Source organism: Pedobacter sp. GSP4 (assembly GCF_051857575.1).
Classification (GTDB): domain Bacteria; phylum Bacteroidota; class Bacteroidia; order Sphingobacteriales; family Sphingobacteriaceae; genus Pedobacter.
Genome location: NZ_JBPZIR010000008.1, coordinates 194,853 through 213,390 on the forward strand (window position 1 = coordinate 194,853; position 18,538 = coordinate 213,390).

Here is an 18,538-nt window from a genome sequence, read left to right on the forward strand (position 1 = left end):
AATGAAGAAAGTATTATTTATCGACCGCGATGGAACTTTAAATATCGAGCCTGATGATGAACAGGTAGACAGTTTTGCAAAGCTGAAATTCTATCCGCGTTCTTTATACTATTTATCGAAAATTGCAGCCGAGCTGGATTACGAACTGGTAATGGTAACCAATCAGGATGGACTGGGAACACTTTCAAATCCTGAAGAAAATTTTTGGCCGATCCACAACTTCATGCTTGATACTTTTGCTGGCGAAGGTGTAAACTTTAGCGAAATTGTGATCGATAGAACTTTTGCAAAAGACAATGCCCCTACCCGTAAGCCCGGCACAGCTTTATTGACCAAATATTTCAGTGGTGATTACGATTTGAAAAACTCTTACGTTATAGGAGATCGTTTAAATGATGTGGTACTGGCCAAAAACTTAGGGGCAAAAGCAATTTTCCTCCGTCAGAACGACGCCTTAGGCTCGACTGAAGCTTTGGACAAGCGCGAATCATTATTGGACATTATTATTCTGGAAACCCAAAAATGGGAAGATATCTACAATCTGCTTAAAGGCGGGAGCAGAAAAATTTACCACGAACGCAAAACCAACGAAACCGACATTACCATTAATCTGGATCTGGACGGGACCGGAAAAGCCAAGATTGAAACAGGCTTAAACTTTTTCGATCACATGCTAGATCAGATTGCCAGACATGGAAGTGTAGATTTGGAAGTAATGGCCAAAGGCGATTTACATATTGATGAGCACCACACCATAGAAGACACCGGAATTGCCTTAGGAGAGGCTTTTGCCAAAGGCCTAGGCAATAAATTAGGGATTGAACGTTATGGTTTCTGTTTACCTATGGATGATTGCCTGGCTCAGGTAGCTATAGATTTTGGTGGAAGGAACTGGATTGTTTGGGATGCTGAATTTAAACGCGAAAAAGTTGGCGATATGCCTACAGAGATGTTTTACCATTTCTTTAAATCGTTTAGCGATGCCGCAAAATGCAACCTGAACATTAAAGCTGAAGGCGATAACGAGCACCACAAAATTGAAGCTATTTTTAAAGCATTTGCGAAAGCCATTAAAATGGCGATTAAACGTGATGCAGAGAAAATGGTATTGCCGAGCACTAAGGGTTTATTGTAAGAAAGGTGGAAGGTTAAAAGGTGAAGGCGGAGGATTTCGAAGCCTATCCGCTGTAAAATAAACCCGATAGAGTGGAATAGCCCGCATCCCGATTCTTCATTGGGAGAGGACTATAAGCGATAGCGGGACTACAGCACCCATAAAAAACTGACATTCATTTTCAAATTTTAAAGAGAAAGTATTAAAAGTAAAATGGATGATGGGAATAGATTTAAAAAAATCAATGAGTACAGAAACAAGTGAAGAATTAAGTAACGAAGATGTAGATCTTATTACTTATGAATTACTACCATTAGCTAAGAAAAATCTTTATCGAATCATCCTTGTTTTTACTATTGCTGTCTTTATCTTTCCATTTTCCGGCGGTAAAAATGGCGAACCATCACCAAATTCAACCGCGCATTATTGGGAGTCATTTATAGGCTTCGTAGTTGTTGCTTTTGTATATGTATGTTTTTTTATTGTACGACCTATCATATTGTTAACAATGGATCTTAATTCTAACCGTAAAAAAACAATTGAGTTAGAGGTACTTCAAAAAATAAGAACAAATAATGCAAAGTTTGTGATTAAATGTAAAAAAGCATCTGTTAAACTAAATGGAGATATTATTTTGGATAAATCAGAATTTTATAATTGGTGGAAAGGGGACAAATTGATGGTCGATTACCTTATCAGAACAAAATTGATAGTCGGTTTTAGAAAAGTAAACATAGAATCAAAAAACCCAAATTAATTATAATTTCTTTCAATAACATAAAAACGAATGATATGAACGATGGGAATTCAAAGTCCCCTTCAGGGGATTTAGGGGTAGGAATAGTGAATTACGGGGCAGGCAACATTTTCTCGCTTACCGCAGCTTTAGATCGCCTAAAGGTGAGCTACGGCATGGTAAACACGGAAAACGACCTCGAAAAATATAGCCACATCATTATTCCGGGGGTAGGCCACGCAGGTGCTGCGATGGAAAAATTAAAGAAAACAGGCTTGGTTGAAGCCATAAAAAAACTCACCAAACCTGTACTGGGCATCTGTGTGGGCATGCAGCTCATTACCGAACACTCAGAAGAGGGCGACGCAGCACTATTGAACATTGTACCGGTGAAGACCAAAAAATTCGATAAGTCACTGAATATCAAAATACCACACATGGGATGGAATGCGGTTTACCCGAAAAACAATTCGCTATTTGAAGGTGTTGAAGATAATACACAATTTTACTTTGTGCATTCGTACTTTATTGAATATAACCCTACTTTTGATATCGCATCTGCCGATTATGGTTTAAAGTTTTCGGCAGCGGTACAAAAAGACAATTTTTACGGCGTTCAGTTCCACCCAGAGAAATCTGGAAAAGCCGGCGAATTAATATTAAAAAATTTTTCAAACTTAAGCTTATAAAATGTACATCATACCTGCTATTGATATTTTGGATGGAAAAGTTGTCCGTCTCCGCGAAGGCGATTACAACCAAAAAACAGAATACAATGTTTCTATCGCCGAAATGATAGAAAAATACCGTTCAAATGGTACAGATTTTATTCATATTATTGATTTAAATGGCGCCAAAGGCGATTTCAGCAACCAAAAATCACTTTTCGAGATCATCAAAAAAACCGAAATGAAAGTGCAGTACGGCGGCGGGATTAGAACCATTGAGCAGGTTACCAATCTGCTTGATGCCGGTATCCACCGTGTGATTGTGGGTACGCAAGCCATCACCAATCCGGATTTCCTGCCCCAGTTAAGCCAGGCCTTTGCCAAAAAAGACGATTATGCAAACCGCATCGTTATTGCAATCGACGTTTTGGACGAAGTAATCAAATATTCGGGCTGGATGGAGAGTTCACCAATTAAATTGATGGATTACGTTGATAAATGCCTTTCTTTAGGGTTCTTCCGTTTCTTGTGCACTGATATCAGCAAAGATGGGAAATTAGGTGGCGCAGCTATCGATTTGTATGAAAAACTGTTAGAACACTCACCTATGATTAAACTGATTGCTTCGGGCGGCGTGAGCTCGATGGAAGATATTTACGAATTGGCAAAATACCCGATTAGAAGTGTTGTAGTGGGAAAAGCAATTTACGAAGACCGCATTACCATCGAAGAGATAAAAGAGTGGAATTTGAAAGCGCTGTCAAGCATATAACCCCCCAACCCCCTAAAGGGGTGGCCAAGTAACATCCATAATAACCTAGTTGATGATGAACTCTAAAATAAACGATGACGATTTCGATTCTTTTAAAGTTAACAAGCCAAGTATGTTTTATGGTGCTTCAAATATAATTTTTGAAAATGCTAAACAATTAAGAAATAACGTAACCGAAGCAGAGCGTTTACTCTGGCAAGTAATTAGCAATAAGCAGCTGGGTGTTAAATTTAGAAGACAACATCCTATTTCATACTTTATAGCGGATTTTTATTGTCATGAGGTGAAATTAATTATTGAACTGGATGGCAGCATTCATGATTTGCCAGAAGTCCTCAATAATGATATTGAAAGACAAAAAGCATTGGAGCAATTTGGGATAAGGGTAATTAGATTTAAAAACACAGAGCTTTATAATAATTTAAACACAGTTTTGGATAAGATTAAAGAAGCCATACAGGCTAAACAGTTTGCATCTCCCCCTTTAGGGGGCGGGGGGTTAAGCAAGAGAATAATTCCTTGTTTAGACGTTAAAGATGGCCGCACGGTTAAAGGCGTAAACTTTGTTGATTTACGCGATGCAGGCGATCCTGTGGAGCTGGCTGCGCAATACGCACAACAAGGGGCAGACGAACTGGTTTTTCTGGATATTACAGCCACGCACGAGCGCCGTAAAACGATGATCGAAATGGTTAAATCGGTTGCCAGACAATTAAATATCCCCTTTACCATTGGTGGTGGAATTACCGAGATTGCTGATGCAGAGGCACTTTTAAATGCAGGGGCCGATAAAATCAGCATCAATTCAGCAGCCGTTCGCAACCCTAAACTGATTGAAGACCTGGCCAAAACTTTCGGCGTACAGTTTGTGGTTTTAGCAGTCGACACTAAACATGTTGAGGGCAGAAACATGGTCCATTTAAATGGCGGCAGGTTAATTACTGAACTGGAGACAGAAAACTGGATTAAACAGGCAGAAGATTTGGGTGCAGGCGAAATTTTGCTAACCTCTATGGATCACGATGGTACCAAAGCTGGTTTTGATTGCGGATTGCTTGCCAAAGTAAACCAAATGATCAACATTCCGATTATTGCATCGGGTGGCGCAGGAAATATGGATCATTTTACCGACGTTTTTCAAAAAGCTAACGTTGATGCCGCACTTGCTGCTTCGGTATTTCACTATGGAGAAATTTTGATCCCCGATTTAAAACAGGAATTAAGAAGAAATCAGATTCCGGTAAGAATATAAAATTAGTCCGGAGTCAGCAGTCCAAAGTGATGAGTCTGTTTTTCCGAAATAAAAGAATAAAATGAGTAATATTTTTTTCAGTTCAGATCATCATTTCGGACATCAGAACATTATCAGTTTTTCGGATAGGCCATTCTCTTCTGTTGAAGAGATGGATGAGATCATGATCCAAAAATGGAACGAAAAGATATCTTCATCAGATAGTATTTATTATTTGGGCGATTTTGGGTTATGTAAACCTGATCGCCTCAGGGAAATACTCAAGCAATTAAACGGAAATATTTATTTAATAAAAGGAAATCATGATAAATCCGCACTATCCTGTAAAAACCGTTTCGAATGGATCAAAGATTATTATGAATTAAAAATAATCGATTCTGATAATGATGAAAAAAAGCAAAGGCTTGTTCTTTTTCATTATGCTATAAAACAATGGAATTACAAACGGGCTGGAAGTTTTCACTTATATGGTCATTCGCACGGGAACATCATTGATGACCCACACGAATTATCCTTTGATGTAGGGGTTGATTGCCATAATTATTATCCAATTTCATATAGCGAGGTAAAAGAAAAAATGGCAAAAAAAACATGGAAATTTGATAGCAGCACCGTTGACTTATAATTAGCTTAATAATAAAATGATCAATAATATATCATCCCTTGATTGGGAAAAAACTGCAGGTTTATTGCCTGTAATCATTCAGGATTACAAAACCTTAGAGGTTTTAATGCTGGGCTATATGAACGCAGAGGCTTTGGAAAAAACCCAGGCCGAAGGCAAAGTAACCTTCTTTTCGCGCTCAAAAAACCGCCTCTGGACAAAAGGGGAAACCAGCAATAACTTTTTGTACGTAAAAGAGCTTTTTGTTGATTGCGATAATGATACCATCTTGATTAAGGCAGATGCAGTAGGCCCTACCTGCCATACCGGTAGCCGCAGTTGCTTTAAAACAGATTTCAATCAGAATTTCATTTTTGAGCTGGAAAATATCATCAACGATAGATATGAAAACCCTGTAGAAGGTTCGTATATTAACAAAATGCGCAGCAAAGGTTTGAACAAAATTGCGCAGAAAGTTGGCGAAGAAGGTGTAGAAACAGTTATTGCCGCATTAGCTGAAACGGAAGAAGAATTAATTGGAGAAGCCTCAGATCTTGTGTTTCACCTATTGTTTTTATTGAAAGAAAAAGGACTTTCTATTCAGGATATCGCCAAGAATTTAGAGAAAAGACATCAATAAGGTAGAAGGTGAAAGGCGTAGGGTTTAAGGATCCAAATGCAGAACCCTACGCCCTACACCCTAAACGCGAAGCCTAACCAAACAAGAATTGAAAACAGATATAAATTTCGATGATTTAAATATTTACGTAAGGACAATAATCCCCACAAACCGTTATTTGAAGATATTTTTATTCTTTTTCAACATTAGTGCAATTATTGGAGGATTTTGGTTTGCCTTTAGCTTACAGGATGAAAAGCCCAATATCTTTCCGTTTTTATTACCTATTGCCTATTTCTTTGCATTAGGTAAGTACTTATTGTGGAATACATTTGGTGAAGAGTTTTACGTAATAAGTACTACCCATATTTCCTACCAACATAATTATGGTTTTTGGAAAACTAAATTTAAAACTTTTAAATATTATTCGATTAGTCAAGTTCAAGGTAAAGAAAAAGATGGCATAACATTATTTTTTCAAGATTACAATGAACAGAAATTACCAATCGAAGTATTTAGCAATACCATTGAAATTTCCATTTTAGATTCGCAAAAAATTTTTAACCGCTTAAACGAAATTAAAATTGATGAATTTAGTGAAGAAATAAATTTCCCCAAGATTTTTGCAAATTAAAACTTAATCAAATTTTTTAAGGCGCCAAATGCAGAACCCTACACCTTAAACCTTAAGCCCTATACCTCAAAAAATGCTCAAACACCTAAAAACCCTCCCCGGACATCAAAATCCTGTTTACGCATTGGCCAATGCTGATGAAGACGGCGTGTTTTTTAGCGCAGGGAATGATAAAGGAGTTGTCGAATGGTCGTTAAATACCATGGCTTTTGTAAAGGTTAAAATGCCGGTACAGAGTTCGGTTTATTGCCTGCACAACTATAATGGTCGGCTATTTATCGGTGAGCGCAGTGGTGCTTTTAGCATTTACGATTTTGCGGCACAGAAGGTAATTGCCAGAATAAATGCGCATACCAAGCCCATTTTCAACATTCAGACTGTAAAAGGTAAAAATGAGCTTTTAACAACCGGTGAAGATGGTACCGTAGCCGTTTGGTCGTTAGATGATTTTACAGAAATCTACCGTTTTCAGGTAGCTTACGATACCGTTAGGGCCATTGCTATTGCGCCCAATGAAAGTGAAATCGCTTTTGGCTGCAAAGATCACCTGATCAGGATTTATAACCTTGCCGATTATAGCTTGAAACAATCCCTCGAAGGGCATTCATTGCCGGTAACTGCACTAGCTTATCATCCAACGGGGAAGTATCTCCTTTCAGGAAGCCGGGATGCACAATTAAAAATATGGAGCCTGCCCAATTACGAACTTATGGAAATTGTGGCGGCACACATGTTCACCGTGTACGATATTGCCTTCCACCCTACACTGCCCTATTTTGCAACGAGCAGCCAGGATAAGAGCATTAAACTTTGGGATGCAGAAAACTTTAAACTGTATAAAATATTAAGCTTGGAGAAAGCTGGGATAGGACATACCCATTCCATCAATAAAATTATCTGGAGCAATGATGGAAAGCACCTCATTTCTACGGGCGATGACAGACAGGTAATGGTTTGGGAGATGGAGTAAAATTAAATCAGCCATTAAACAGTTGGGCAATCCAATCAAAAAATGTTGGCTGCTTGATAATGGCCAATTCGCCTAAAATAAAACTGTCCATCTTCATTTCTATCAAAACAGCATTAGCTTTTTTAAGGTTGACTTTTACCGATTTAGTTTTATATCCAATATATTTTAAATCCAGAAAAACTTTATGATTAAATTCCTTCTTGTTCAATTTCAACTCAAAATAGCCGTTCCTATCTGTAAATGTTGTAATTTTTGAGCCTTTCACCATTATACTCGCTCCAATAATCGGTAATTTATCACCTCTATCAGTTACCTTTCCCTTTAAGATTACAAAACCTTCATCAAGGGTATCCAAAACATCATTTTTAAAAAATTTTCCTTCATCCAGCTGAACCATTGGGTACAAATGAGGAATATTTGCACTGCTCAACTTCGGGAAACTTAAAAAAGTTAACAAGGATGCCATGATCAGGCTTGGCCTAAACTTATCGGTGATCGAATAACGCGGCTTAATGTGAATTAATCGGTCGAGCTGTTCCGGTTTAAACCTGCCACAGCTTTTGCCCTGATTTTTCATAAACCAGTCTTTTAGTTCGGCATCAGAGAAACCAGTAAAATCGATTAGCGATTTCTGACAGGAGTTGCAAAATCTACCCTGTAAATCTTCCTGCATATTGTACCATTGTTCTTGACAAGGCTTAGGTATCTGTAATTTAAAACTTTTATGCATAATATCCGATTTGACAAGTTATCTAAAAATTCCTTTAAAGGCATTTAAAACCCTAGTGGTAATTGTTGGCCTTATGTAAATCCCACCGATTTTTCCTGTTAACATCATGGATATATCTGAAATTGGTTTTTCGTTAAGATCTACCTGTGTCAAATGCTGCAAAACAACGGCAATTTCTTTTTCTTCACCCACAATGATATGGTATTTTTTTATTTCAAAAGCTGCTGAAGTAAAAATCAGCTCAGCAATGGTTTTACTTCTTGGTTTAATAACCTTAATAAAGAAAGAGCCATCCGTGGCTGACTTTACTTTTATATTTTGTTGCTTCAGTTCAATTTCGATATTGCTCAATCCAGTTCCTTCCTGATCGAAAACTTTTCCGTTTATAAAAGTATATGCACCATTTGTACCATCCTCTTTATTTGAAGATTGGAATTGCGTTTTAGCGATTGCTACTTCTTGCGAAAGTACAGGTTGAGGAAAGTTCAGGAAAGCAAATAAAGCAGCAGCGACTAAGCTAGGTTTAAAAAAGCCAAAATATGAATATGGTTCTTTACCGATATAACGATCTAGCTGTTCTGGATTAAATTTTCCACAGCTATCGCCCCCGTTTTCCAAGAACCAAGCTTGCAGCTGCTGATCTGTGAAATGGGTAAAATCTACAACGTTTTTTTGACAGGAACCGCAAAACCTGCCATTAGGAACAACCTGCATGCCATCCCACTGTTGATTGCAGGGATTTGAGATTTTGATTTTAAATTTAGCTGCCACAAAAAAATGTATCTTTTATATAGGATACATTTTTTATCGTTATTCCACAAAACGTTTGATAATTCTGAGCTTGTGCGAATATTTACCCAATTCTTTATTAAAAATCCCCTGATCGTCAATCGGATCTATTTTCACTTTTGCCGATGCATGTATAATTTCGCTAGGGCTTAGCATAATACCAACATGGGTAATCCTGCCTTCATCGTTATCAAAAAAGGCAACATCTCCTGCTCTGCATTCGGCTAAAAAGCCCACCAGTTCGCCCTGCTCAGCCTGTTGCGAAGCATCGCGGTTTAGTTTTATGCCCAACATTTTAAATACGGTTTGTGTAAAGCCCGAGCAATCAAGGCCAAACAAATGCCTTCCGCCCCATAGGTATGGTATATTTTGAAAGAACTTTGCTGTTTCGGTAACACTACCGGCAAAATCTACCGTACTGTTATTATACGCTTCGAAATTCAGTTTAAATTTTTCCTCGCCAGCATAACAGAAGCCATCTTTTAAAAAAGGAAGGTTACTCGCTGGACTTAAATGATACGAACTCCCATCGGCAGCTGTTAACACATTATTGAAACTTAATGGAGCCAGTGTTTTGCAATCGTGCATTTCGATAAACTGGTTCTGACTAATCGGAGCCAATTGTCTAAAATCCATCCAGCCTTCATAACCATCGTAACCATTTTGGATCAGCCACCAGCGTTCTTCTTTTTGAATGATTTCTACATGATCGCCGAATAAAAGTTGCGAAACAATTTCTGATTTATCTGATGCATCTGCTCTTAAAGGCGCTACAGCAACCCTACAAATACCGTATTGATTTTCCATTTAAATGTGCTCGTGAAACAATTGTAAAACTAATAAAATACATCCATTGCCTAACATTTTGCCTGCAAATTTGTTATTTTTATGATGATTACCTTTTAAATAAGCACGCCATGAATTTTAAAAAAATATTAATTGCCGTTGATAACAGTACCTGCTCAGAAAAAGCGGCAAAAGCCGGTTACGACATGGCTGAAAAGTTTGGAGCAGAAGTAGCGTTGGTTAATATTATTGAGCCTATACCGGCCAATGTAAATCCTGATTTGACCTTGGCACCCGTTTTTTTAGAAACCTACGATAACAGCGAGGAAAACAGTCATATTTTGTTGAAAGAGATGGAAACAAAATACAGTAAGGGTACGAAAACAACTTATTTAAGCATCGTTGATACCGCAGCGCACGGCATTATTCAGCAATCGGATGAGTGGGGATCTGATTTGATTGTAATTGGCACTTATGGCCGTACCGGATTGTACCACTTTTTAATGGGAAGTGTGGCCGAACATGTGGCACGTAAATCTGCTTGTCCGGTTTTGATTATCCCGAATAAATGTGATGTAGATTAGTTTTTAGCCATTGGTTCATTGGTCATTAGTCTATTGGTTCATTGGTTCATTGGTAACTGCAAATTGCCAAATGGAAACTGTTTATTGGTTAACTGATGCACATCGTCTGTCCCTCCCGCAGCTGTCATCCTGAGCGTAGTCGAAGGATCTCTTTTCCAAATAGCAATCATTCCATTTATTGACCATTAAGGAATTAAGGACATTAAGCCTTTTCGATTGTCTTTGTTTTTTTTTGATAGCCTCCTCCCGCAGCTGTCATCCTGAGCGTAGTCGAAGGATCTTTTCCAAGTAGCGATCATTCCATTTACTGTTCACTAAGGGATTAAGGACATTAAGGCCTTGGCGATTATAAGAAAACCATTCTAGCCCAACGCGGAAAAAACCTCCGTGTTAATCGTGCATCCGTGTAATAGGTAATTAAAAACCCATTAAACCAAAAAAGTCTCGCGTTATGCGAGACTTTCGTTGTAAATATTTGATAAAAGCTTAACCTTCTTGGTGCAACCAAGCTTTCTTAGCCAATAATTCTTCTTCAGTTTCACGGATATCTTCATCATCCACGCAACAATCTACCGGACAAACCGCAGCACATTGAGGCTCATCGTGGAAGCCCTTACACTCTGTACATTTATCAGATACAATATAATAAACTTCATCTGAAACTGCTTCTTGACTTGCATCAGCTTCGATTTGTTGATTACCAAAATCAATGATACCTTCTAAATTGGTACCATCAGAAAAACGCCATGCAGTACCGGCATCGTAAATTGCGTTGTTAGGGCATTCCGGTTCGCAAGCCCCACAATTTATACACTCATCTGTTATTTTAATCGCCATGTTTTCGTCTAATTCTTTTGCTTAGTTTACCTTTGCGCTACAAATATAATACATAATCACTTAATAATAATTCTAAATATGTCAGCATTAACTCAAGAAAAAGCAATAATCGCCTTTGGCAAACTAGGTAAATTGCTTACAAACCCTACTGACATACTAGGAAATGCAATTTATAGTGCCGAAAGTGCCAATGCCTGGTTTACTGCAGAAAATATAAAAAAATCAATTTTATCGTTTGCCGAAATGTTAAATGAAGCAGATTTGGCCATTTGGTTTAAATCGGTCAGCTTTAGTGCATTGCCTAAAAAGGTTGGTTTAATCCTGGCCGGCAATATTCCGATGGTAGGCCTGCACGATGTTTTGAGTGTTTTGGCCACGGGCAATATTGCTTTAATCAAACTTTCCTCATCGGATGATAAACTGATCAAAACTGTAATTGCCGAACTGATTAATATTGAACCTGCTTTTGAGGATAAAATTGTATACGTAGAGCGTTTAAAGGATTTTGATGCCGTTATTGCAACGGGAAGCAACAATTCGTCCCGGTATTTTGATTACTATTTCAGCAAAGTACCCAACATCATCAGAAAAAACAGGAACAGTGTTGCCGTTTTAAATGGCACCGAGAGCAAAGAGGAAATTGAACTTCTAGGGGCCGATATTTTTGATTATTTTGGTCTGGGATGCAGAAATGTATCTAAAATTTATTTCCCGAAAGGTTACGATATTGCAAACCTATACGAGGGCATTGAAAGTTATAACCAGATTATCAATCATTTCAAATATCAGAACAATTACGATTACAATAAATCTATTTACCTGGTTAATGCTGCAAAACATTTTGATAACGGCTTTTTATTGCTAAAAGAAGATGAAAATATGGCTTCTCCACTTGCGGTACTTTATTATGAGGAATATGAAAGCCTGCTGGAGGTAGAAAATAAATTACAGGACAAATCGGCATTTATTCAATGTATTGTTGCCAAACCCGAGCTTGGCTTTAACAGTTTTGATTTTGGCCAAAGTCAGCATCCAAAACTTTGGGATTATGCAGACAATGTAGATACTATTGCGTTTTTAAATAGCCTGAATTAATCCAACAGATTGAATTGCAGTTTTTTATTTAGATATTCGCTAAAGGCCCTTAAGCAATGCGCTATCTCTATTTGTTAATTCTTTCTATAGTTATACTTTATGGGCGTGTGCAGGCTCAATGCAACGGTACATTGGGCGATCCGATCAAAAATGAAACCTTTGGATCAGGAACGAATAACTTTGGAGCAGCCCTATCCACCAGTGTTACAGATTATGTTTATGTAAATCGTTCTACAAACGACGGGGAGTATACCATAACCAAAACTATTGCCGGACTAAATCCGGGCTGGATTCAGAATATTGTAAACCATACACCCAACGATCCGAATGGCTATATGATGGTGGTAAATGCCTCTAATAGCCCTGGCATATTTTACCAAACTACCGTTACCGACCTATGTCCAAATACAACTTACGAATTTTCTGCCTGGATTATCAATGTATTGAGAAATGCAGGAATTAAACCCAATGTTAGGTTTGTTATAGAAAATGATGGCGTCGAAATACTTCAGTTTTCTACTAACGACATTCAGGAGAATACCGGCTGGATTAAATATGCCCGGACATTTGTTACACCAGCCAATTTAGGTGTAATCACTTTAAAAATGACCAATCAAAATCCTGGTGGAAACGGAAACGACCTGGCATTGGATGATATTACTTTCAGTGCCTGCGGCCCCACCCTTATACCATCTATAGTGGGAAATGTTTCTACATCATCTCAAATGTGCGAAGGAACCAATGCAACATTCCATTTTAAAACTGATATTACGCCAGGCGTTTACCAAAACCCAAGGTACCAATGGCAGGTAAATAGGGGCAATGGTTTCATCAATGTTCCCAATGAGCAAACAACAGAAATTACCGTTCCATTCTTAAACGCTGTTAAAGGTGTTTATCAATACCGGTTACTGGTTGGTGATGGCAACAACATCAATTCGCCAAACTGCAGGATTGCGGGATCACCATTAACAGTTACCGTAAACGCTTTGCCCATTGCAACCGCTCAAAATTTCGGACCGTTTTGTATCGGCAATACCATCCAGTTAAATGCATCGGGCGGTACAAGTTACCTCTGGACCGGACCAAATGGGTTTACCTCAACAGCACAAAATCCAATGATTGTTAATGCTACAAAGGCAATGCAAGGGACTTATACCGTTCAGGTTATGGCCAATGGTTGTTCTAGCACGACAAACACCACCGTTGAGGTTTCTGATCCGATAACGATAGTTACCAATATCCAAACCGGAACCATTTGCGAGGGGCAATCCATCCAGTTAACCGCATCGGGCGGCACTTCTTATCTTTGGCAACCCTCAACAGGCCTGTCAGACCCTAAAATTGCTAATCCCATCGCCGCTCCTACCAAAACAACCACCTACACGGTTAAAGTTTCCAACAACGGCTGTTTCGAGACAGCAGAAATTACCATCCACGTAAATAAAAATGCCTCAGCTGATGCTGGAGCAGACCAAAAGATCATCACCGGGCAAACAGTGACTTTAAATGGTAAAGCAGGAGGCGATGATGTTACTTATTTTTGGACACCTGCTGATTACCTCGACGATCCAACAAAACTAAACCCTATCGCCTCGCCAAAAAAGGACATTACTTATACTTTACATGTTAACTCCAATTTAAGTTGCAGCAGCAGCAGTGATGATGTTTTTATCAAAGTGTATCCTCAAATTGTTATTCCAAATACTTTTAGTCCAAATGGCGATAATGTTAACGATACCTGGAATATCCCGGTTGCCGCAGCTTTTACCAATCCGGTTGTGAAAGTTACCAACCGTTATGGCCAGCTTGTATACCAGAGCACAGGTCCATTTAAGCCCTGGGATGGAAAAACAAATGGAAAAGACCTCCCTCCGGCGGTTTATTATTACAGTATTTATTTTAACGAAGATTTTAAAACCTATACTGGTTGGGTCATGCTCATCAGATAAAAAAGGCTTCGTGCTTTCGCTTATCATTTGGAAATGCTATTTTTGAGCACAATGTATATCGTTAAAGTTAAAGGCATAGCCAAAATTCCGGATTACGTACAGTTGAGAGACGATAAGTTTACACTTTTAGCTTATTTTAGGGTAGATAGGCCGGATAAATCGCTAGAAAAACTCGGCCTTGGCGATAAGCAGGAATACATTATGGAAATGGTTAAAGACTTGCCTTTTGGGCAGATTGCAAAATTAGAAATATAATATGACAGGCAACGCAGTAATTCATTTAAGCAATGTTGATGTTTTTCAACAGAAACATTTGGTACTCTCAAACGTAAATTTACACATCGAAAAAGATGAATTTATATTCCTGATCGGTCAAACAGGTTCGGGCAAGAGTAGTTTGCTTAAAATATTATATGGCGATTTGCACATTGGCAGCGGCGAAGGCAATATTGCCGGTTTCGACCTTAAAAACCTCAAAGAAAGCCAAGTACCATTTTTGCGCCGTAAATTGGGCGTAGTATTTCAGGATTTCCAGTTATTAACCGACCGAACAATTGAAAAAAACCTAGAGTTTGTACTCAAAGCAACTGGTTGGAAAGATGAAAAGCTGATTAACGAGCGCATTAAAGATGTGCTGGATAAAGTTGGGCTACGCTCGAAGATCAAAAAAATGCCGCACGAAATTTCTGGTGGTGAACAGCAGCGTATTGTAATTGCAAGGGCCCTGTTAAACGATCCTGAAATTATACTGGCCGATGAGCCAACGGGCAATCTGGACCCCGAAACATCAGAAGAAATTGTAACACTTTTAAAGCAGATCAGTCAGGCTGGCACAGCAGTTTTAATGGCCACGCACGATTATCATATCATCCGCACTTTCCCATCGCGCATCATTAAATGCGAAAATGGAGTAGTTCATGAAGATGCACAAATAGCATAAAAAATTCTGACATCCGTCAGCTAATCAGCCAAACTGTTCAGATAAATACAAATAAGTCTGACAGCTTGGCTGATTTACGTTTATGGCAAAATAGTTGAGATTAACACAAAAAAATTCAGCCCGGTATTATGTTTAATAAGAAGAAAAATAACGATAAAGAAGAAAATATAATGAATACTGAAAATACATCAGAAAATACTGCTGAGAATGTAGAAAATACTGATGCCACTGCAAACGAAACTGAGCAAGCATTAGAATTAACTGCCGAAGAGAAATTACAGGCAGAAGTTCAACAGCTTAACGATAAATATCTGCGTTTATATGCAGAATTCGATAATTATAAACGCCGTACCCAAAAAGAACGTGTAGAGTTGTTGCAAACGGCAGGTAAAGATGTAATTGTTTCTCTTTTACCTGTTTTGGATGATTTTGACCGTGCTTTAAAAGCAATGGAAACTGCTGCCGATGTTGCACCTGTTAAAGAAGGCATTTTGTTGGTAAGTACCAAGCTGAAAAATACTTTGGCACAAAAAGGATTGAAAGATGTAGAAAGCATCAATCAGCCTTTCGATACCGATTTCCACGAAGCGATTACCAATATCCCTGCGCCTACCGAGGATCTTAAAGGAAAAGTAATTGATGAGGTTGAAAAAGGCTACACCTTAAATGATAATGTAATCCGCTTTGCTAAAGTTGTAGTTGGAGCGTAGGAAATAATTTTGAATGTTAGAATGATCGGGTGAGTGAATGGTATACATTTTCTAATTCAATCCTTCAAAATTCAATCATTAAATAAGAGATGAGTAAAAGAGATTATTACGACGTATTAGGCGTAACCAAAAGCGCAGCTGCCGATGAGATAAAGAAAGCTTATCGTAAGATGGCTATTAAATATCACCCAGATAAAAACCCAGGAGATAAAGCTGCGGAGGATAAGTTTAAAGAAGCTGCAGAAGCCTATGAGGTTTTAAGCAGTCCCGAAAAAAAGCAACGCTATGATCAGTTCGGTCATGCAGGTGTGGGTAGCAGTGCATCTGGTGGCTATGGTGGCGGTAATATGAACATGGACGATATCTTCAGCAATTTTGGGGATATTTTTGGTGGACATAACCCGTTCGAAAGCTTTTTTGGCGGTGGCGGTGGCCAGCAACGTGGTGGTAGGCGTGTAGCCAAAGGCTCTAATCTTCGTATTAAAGTTAAATTAACACTCGAAGAAATTGCCCACGGTGCAGAAAAGAAAATTAAGGTTAATAAACTGATTGTTTGTAAAACCTGCGATGGTTCTGGTGCCAAAGATAAATCATCGGTAAGTACCTGTGGTACCTGCGGTGGCAGTGGCCAGGTGCGTAGGGTAACCAATACTATTTTGGGCCAGATGCAAACAGCATCTACCTGCCCTACCTGTAACGGTAGCGGACAGCAAATTACTTCGAAATGTAATGTATGCCATGGAGATGGTGTAGTACGTGGCGAAGAAACCATTACCATTAACATTCCTGCAGGCGTAAGCGAAGGCATGCAATTGAGCATGAGCGGAAAAGGAAACGCAGCACCTAACGGCGGTATTCCGGGCGATTTAATTATATTGATTGAAGAAACGCCACACGAAACCTTAAAACGCGAAGGCAACAATATTGTTTACGATTTGCATTTAAGCTTCGTTGATGCAGCATTGGGCATGAGCATAGAAGTACCAACCATTGATGGTAAGGCTAAAATTAAAATCGAACCAGGTACACAGAGCGGAAAATTATTACGCCTAAAAGGTAAAGGTTTACCAGAAGTAAATTCTTACCACAGGGGTGATGAAATTATCCACATTAATATCTGGACACCAAAAGCTCTAAGCAGCGATGAACGCAATGCCTTAGAGAAATTACGTGAATCTCCGAATTTTAAGCCTCAGCCTGGCAAAAATGACAAGAGCTTTTTTGAAAGAATGAAAGAATATTTCGAGTAATTAATTAAATATAAATTGAAAACCGGTGCCCAAAAGTACCGGTTTTTTTGTTTGCCATCGGGGCCTAAATGACTCCCTTTCAAACTTCTTCATTTTTTTGGGTTACAATATCAATAATTAGCGATTAACTTAAAAAAACATGGAAGAACGCTCCGATACCTTCAAAAAAAATCCCATTGCGTGGACAATATTTGCAGTATACATTATTGGATGGCTTGCTCCCATTCTGATCTCCATATTTTTTACATCGCCAGCAAAAAACCAGTATCCCCATAAAGGGCAACATTCGCCATTTACCGGGTTTTTAACCCTTTCAATTTGTTATCTGCTCTTCATGCTAACAATGGCTTTCTTAGCTAAGAAAAGCAATATTTATTTAAAACTATCAGGTTACATAGGTTTTTCGCTCATTATATTTATAGCTATTTATAATGGATAATAAACCTTTCTCTTTTTAACCTGTTTTCTGTAGATGAAATGGAGAATTGGCTGTTCAGGCTTTTATTACCGCGAGTGGAAAGAGGTTTTCTATCCGAAAGGATTGGCGCAGAAAGATTGGTTCAAGTATTATTGTACGCATTTTAACACGATAGAAATCAATTCTACATTTTATAAAATGCCCACCCAAAAATCATTCGATAAATGGTACCATGAAAGCCCTGACGATTTTCGGTTTACCATTAAGGCACCACGTTTAATTACCCATTATAAACAATTTAACGATTGTGACCAATTGCTATCCGATTTCTACAGTGCAATCCAATCGGGTCTCAAAGAGAAACTGGGCTGTGTATTGTTTCAGTTCCCACCGAAGTTTGATTATAGTATGGAGCGCTTGGATCTGCTAATGGAAAGTTTAAATCCAGATTATAAAAATGTGCTAGAGTTCCGTCACCTCAGTTGGTTTGATGAAACAGTATATCAAAAACTCGCAGAAAAAAATATCATTTTCAGTGGGCAAAGTTATCCATCTGCCCTACCCGACCATGTTATTCAAAATACAGACATTATTTATTACCGTTTTCATGGAAAACCGATATTGTACAAATCTGAATATGATATTGAATTGATTAAAGATTTTAAGCATAATGTTGGAGATCAGGCGAAAGCGGTTTTCGTGTATTTTAATAACACATGGGGAGTAGCAGCGTTACATAACGCCAAACAATTGCAGGAATTGGTAAAACAAAGGTCGAGGTAGCTTAGGTGAAAGTGTATCATAAGGTGAAATTTCATCTAAAATTGTCACGTTGAGCTTCCCGATTTTCGGGACAAGTAGTCGAAACACCACGCAAGACTTTTAAACATTCCTTCGACAGGCTCAGGATGACAGGTGTCCATTTATGAGACAGCCCCCACATTCTGGCACCACAGAAAAATAACAAATCATTTTAACGTTTAGAAAAGCAATTACAGCACTTATTTTAATGTTAATCGGGCTATACGCTGTAGTCCTGATGAAAAATCGGGAGCTGTCGCTACTATCCCGTTTACTA

Annotated in this window: 21 protein-coding genes and 1 pseudogene; 18 read left to right on the forward strand and 4 right to left on the reverse strand. The window is 38.5% G+C overall.

Annotation, left to right across the window (positions count from 1 at the left end; genetic code table 11):
• The first annotated feature begins 1 nt into the window (after position 1).
• The 10 genes and pseudogenes from hisB (at position 2) to ACS5PU_RS19245 (ending at position 7,369) form a co-directional block, all read left to right on the forward strand.
• Complete coding sequence (gene hisB, locus ACS5PU_RS19200) at positions 2 to 1,135, forward strand: bifunctional histidinol-phosphatase/imidazoleglycerol-phosphate dehydratase HisB (protein ID WP_439460781.1); 1,134 nt, start codon at positions 2 to 4, stop codon at positions 1,133 to 1,135.
• Between the two features lie 196 nt (positions 1,136 to 1,331).
• On the forward strand, positions 1,332 to 1,871 hold the full coding sequence (locus ACS5PU_RS19205) for a hypothetical protein (protein WP_439460782.1): 540 nt from the start codon (positions 1,332 to 1,334) through the stop codon (positions 1,869 to 1,871).
• Positions 1,872 to 1,906: 35 nt separating this feature from the next.
• Complete coding sequence (hisH, locus tag ACS5PU_RS19210; protein ID WP_439460783.1) at positions 1,907 to 2,539, forward strand: imidazole glycerol phosphate synthase subunit HisH; 633 nt, start codon at positions 1,907 to 1,909, stop codon at positions 2,537 to 2,539.
• Position 2,540: 1 nt separating this feature from the next.
• Positions 2,541 to 3,290 carry a 1-(5-phosphoribosyl)-5-[(5-phosphoribosylamino)methylideneamino]imidazole-4-carboxamide isomerase gene (gene hisA, locus ACS5PU_RS19215; protein WP_439460784.1) on the forward strand — a complete coding sequence of 250 codons (750 nt, stop codon included), beginning with the start codon at positions 2,541 to 2,543 and terminating at the stop codon, positions 3,288 to 3,290.
• Between the two features lie 112 nt (positions 3,291 to 3,402).
• A pseudogene (locus tag ACS5PU_RS19220) lies at positions 3,403 to 3,735 on the forward strand (endonuclease domain-containing protein); the annotation flags it as partial.
• 9 nt (positions 3,736 to 3,744) lie between these two features.
• Positions 3,745 to 4,542, forward strand: a complete 798-nt coding sequence (gene hisF, locus ACS5PU_RS19225; RefSeq protein ID WP_439460870.1) for an imidazole glycerol phosphate synthase subunit HisF — start codon at positions 3,745 to 3,747, stop codon at positions 4,540 to 4,542.
• A 61-nt stretch (positions 4,543 to 4,603) separates the two neighbouring features.
• Complete coding sequence (locus ACS5PU_RS19230; protein WP_439460785.1) at positions 4,604 to 5,167, forward strand: metallophosphoesterase family protein; 564 nt, start codon at positions 4,604 to 4,606, stop codon at positions 5,165 to 5,167.
• A 16-nt stretch (positions 5,168 to 5,183) separates the two neighbouring features.
• Positions 5,184 to 5,786 carry a bifunctional phosphoribosyl-AMP cyclohydrolase/phosphoribosyl-ATP diphosphatase HisIE gene (hisIE, locus tag ACS5PU_RS19235; protein ID WP_439460786.1) on the forward strand — a complete coding sequence of 201 codons (603 nt, stop codon included), beginning with the start codon at positions 5,184 to 5,186 and terminating at the stop codon, positions 5,784 to 5,786.
• Between the two features lie 88 nt (positions 5,787 to 5,874).
• The gene (locus ACS5PU_RS19240) at positions 5,875 to 6,399 is read left to right on the forward strand and encodes a hypothetical protein (protein ID WP_439460787.1); all 525 of its coding nucleotides are present in this window, start codon (positions 5,875 to 5,877) and stop codon (positions 6,397 to 6,399) included.
• 73 nt (positions 6,400 to 6,472) lie between these two features.
• The gene (locus ACS5PU_RS19245; protein WP_439460788.1) at positions 6,473 to 7,369 is read left to right on the forward strand and encodes a WD40 repeat domain-containing protein; all 897 of its coding nucleotides are present in this window, start codon (positions 6,473 to 6,475) and stop codon (positions 7,367 to 7,369) included.
• Between the two features lie 7 nt (positions 7,370 to 7,376).
• On the opposite strand, the gene ACS5PU_RS19250 is transcribed toward ACS5PU_RS19245, so the two are convergent.
• The 3 genes from ACS5PU_RS19250 to ACS5PU_RS19260 form a co-directional block, all read right to left on the reverse strand.
• Positions 7,377 to 8,099 (reverse strand): carboxypeptidase-like regulatory domain-containing protein, encoded by a 723-nt coding sequence (locus ACS5PU_RS19250; RefSeq protein ID WP_439460789.1) that lies wholly within the window; start codon positions 8,097 to 8,099, stop codon positions 7,377 to 7,379.
• Positions 8,100 to 8,117: 18 nt separating this feature from the next.
• Positions 8,118 to 8,717: a hypothetical protein gene (locus ACS5PU_RS19255; protein ID WP_439460790.1), complete on the reverse strand. Its 600-nt coding sequence runs from the start codon at positions 8,715 to 8,717 to the stop codon at positions 8,118 to 8,120.
• A 192-nt stretch (positions 8,718 to 8,909) separates the two neighbouring features.
• Complete coding sequence (locus ACS5PU_RS19260; RefSeq protein ID WP_439460791.1) at positions 8,910 to 9,695, reverse strand: C40 family peptidase; 786 nt, start codon at positions 9,693 to 9,695, stop codon at positions 8,910 to 8,912.
• 110 nt (positions 9,696 to 9,805) lie between these two features.
• Here ACS5PU_RS19260 and ACS5PU_RS19265 point away from each other — a divergent pair, with 110 nt between their 5' ends.
• Positions 9,806 to 10,258 (forward strand): universal stress protein, encoded by a 453-nt coding sequence (locus ACS5PU_RS19265; RefSeq protein WP_439460792.1) that lies wholly within the window; start codon positions 9,806 to 9,808, stop codon positions 10,256 to 10,258.
• Positions 10,259 to 10,744: 486 nt separating this feature from the next.
• On the opposite strand, the gene ACS5PU_RS19270 is transcribed toward ACS5PU_RS19265, so the two are convergent.
• Entirely contained in the window at positions 10,745 to 11,095 is a 351-nt protein-coding gene (locus tag ACS5PU_RS19270) for a 4Fe-4S dicluster domain-containing protein (RefSeq protein WP_090882873.1), read from the reverse strand.
• Between the two features lie 78 nt (positions 11,096 to 11,173).
• Between ACS5PU_RS19270 and ACS5PU_RS19275 the strand changes: the two genes are divergently transcribed.
• The 7 genes from ACS5PU_RS19275 to ACS5PU_RS19305 all read left to right on the forward strand — a co-directional run bounded on the left by ACS5PU_RS19275 (position 11,174) and on the right by ACS5PU_RS19305 (position 18,243).
• The gene (locus ACS5PU_RS19275) at positions 11,174 to 12,190 is read left to right on the forward strand and encodes an acyl-CoA reductase (RefSeq protein WP_439460793.1); all 1,017 of its coding nucleotides are present in this window, start codon (positions 11,174 to 11,176) and stop codon (positions 12,188 to 12,190) included.
• A 107-nt stretch (positions 12,191 to 12,297) separates the two neighbouring features.
• Positions 12,298 to 14,142: a gliding motility-associated C-terminal domain-containing protein gene (locus ACS5PU_RS19280; RefSeq protein ID WP_439460794.1), complete on the forward strand. Its 1,845-nt coding sequence runs from the start codon at positions 12,298 to 12,300 to the stop codon at positions 14,140 to 14,142.
• 51 nt (positions 14,143 to 14,193) lie between these two features.
• On the forward strand, positions 14,194 to 14,397 hold the full coding sequence (locus ACS5PU_RS19285; RefSeq protein ID WP_057932355.1) for a hypothetical protein: 204 nt from the start codon (positions 14,194 to 14,196) through the stop codon (positions 14,395 to 14,397).
• Between the two features lies 1 nt (position 14,398).
• The gene (locus ACS5PU_RS19290) at positions 14,399 to 15,082 is read left to right on the forward strand and encodes a cell division ATP-binding protein FtsE (protein ID WP_439460795.1); all 684 of its coding nucleotides are present in this window, start codon (positions 14,399 to 14,401) and stop codon (positions 15,080 to 15,082) included.
• 128 nt (positions 15,083 to 15,210) lie between these two features.
• Complete coding sequence (locus tag ACS5PU_RS19295; RefSeq protein ID WP_439460796.1) at positions 15,211 to 15,792, forward strand: nucleotide exchange factor GrpE; 582 nt, start codon at positions 15,211 to 15,213, stop codon at positions 15,790 to 15,792.
• Between the two features lie 89 nt (positions 15,793 to 15,881).
• Entirely contained in the window at positions 15,882 to 17,042 is a 1,161-nt protein-coding gene (gene dnaJ, locus ACS5PU_RS19300; protein ID WP_439460797.1) for a molecular chaperone DnaJ, read from the forward strand.
• Positions 17,043 to 17,514: 472 nt separating this feature from the next.
• Positions 17,515 to 18,243 (forward strand): DUF72 domain-containing protein, encoded by a 729-nt coding sequence (locus ACS5PU_RS19305; protein WP_439460798.1) that lies wholly within the window; start codon positions 17,515 to 17,517, stop codon positions 18,241 to 18,243.
• Positions 18,244 to 18,538: the final 295 nt, after the last annotated feature.

Excerpts from the sequence above, each read along its gene's own strand:
- hisB (WP_439460781.1), top strand. The coding sequence starts at position 2 with ATGAAGAAAGTATTATTTATCGACCGCGATGGAACTTTAAATATCGAG.
- ACS5PU_RS19205 (WP_439460782.1), top strand. The coding sequence starts at position 1,332 with ATGATGGGAATAGATTTAAAAAAATCAATGAGTACAGAAACAAGTGAA.
- hisH (WP_439460783.1), top strand. The coding sequence starts at position 1,907 with ATGAACGATGGGAATTCAAAGTCCCCTTCAGGGGATTTAGGGGTAGGA.
- hisA (WP_439460784.1), top strand. The coding sequence starts at position 2,541 with ATGTACATCATACCTGCTATTGATATTTTGGATGGAAAAGTTGTCCGT.
- ACS5PU_RS19230 (WP_439460785.1), top strand. The coding sequence starts at position 4,604 with ATGAGTAATATTTTTTTCAGTTCAGATCATCATTTCGGACATCAGAAC.
- hisIE (WP_439460786.1), top strand. The coding sequence starts at position 5,184 with ATGATCAATAATATATCATCCCTTGATTGGGAAAAAACTGCAGGTTTA.
- ACS5PU_RS19245 (WP_439460788.1), top strand. The coding sequence starts at position 6,473 with ATGCTCAAACACCTAAAAACCCTCCCCGGACATCAAAATCCTGTTTAC.
- ACS5PU_RS19250 (WP_439460789.1), bottom strand. The coding sequence starts at position 8,099 with ATGCATAAAAGTTTTAAATTACAGATACCTAAGCCTTGTCAAGAACAA.
- ACS5PU_RS19260 (WP_439460791.1), bottom strand. The coding sequence starts at position 9,695 with ATGGAAAATCAATACGGTATTTGTAGGGTTGCTGTAGCGCCTTTAAGA.
- ACS5PU_RS19265 (WP_439460792.1), top strand. The coding sequence starts at position 9,806 with ATGAATTTTAAAAAAATATTAATTGCCGTTGATAACAGTACCTGCTCA.
- ACS5PU_RS19270 (WP_090882873.1), bottom strand. The coding sequence starts at position 11,095 with ATGGCGATTAAAATAACAGATGAGTGTATAAATTGTGGGGCTTGCGAA.
- ACS5PU_RS19275 (WP_439460793.1), top strand. The coding sequence starts at position 11,174 with ATGTCAGCATTAACTCAAGAAAAAGCAATAATCGCCTTTGGCAAACTA.
- ACS5PU_RS19285 (WP_057932355.1), top strand. The coding sequence starts at position 14,194 with ATGTATATCGTTAAAGTTAAAGGCATAGCCAAAATTCCGGATTACGTA.
- ACS5PU_RS19290 (WP_439460795.1), top strand. The coding sequence starts at position 14,399 with ATGACAGGCAACGCAGTAATTCATTTAAGCAATGTTGATGTTTTTCAA.
- ACS5PU_RS19295 (WP_439460796.1), top strand. The coding sequence starts at position 15,211 with ATGTTTAATAAGAAGAAAAATAACGATAAAGAAGAAAATATAATGAAT.
- dnaJ (WP_439460797.1), top strand. The coding sequence starts at position 15,882 with ATGAGTAAAAGAGATTATTACGACGTATTAGGCGTAACCAAAAGCGCA.
- ACS5PU_RS19305 (WP_439460798.1), top strand. The coding sequence starts at position 17,515 with ATGAAATGGAGAATTGGCTGTTCAGGCTTTTATTACCGCGAGTGGAAA.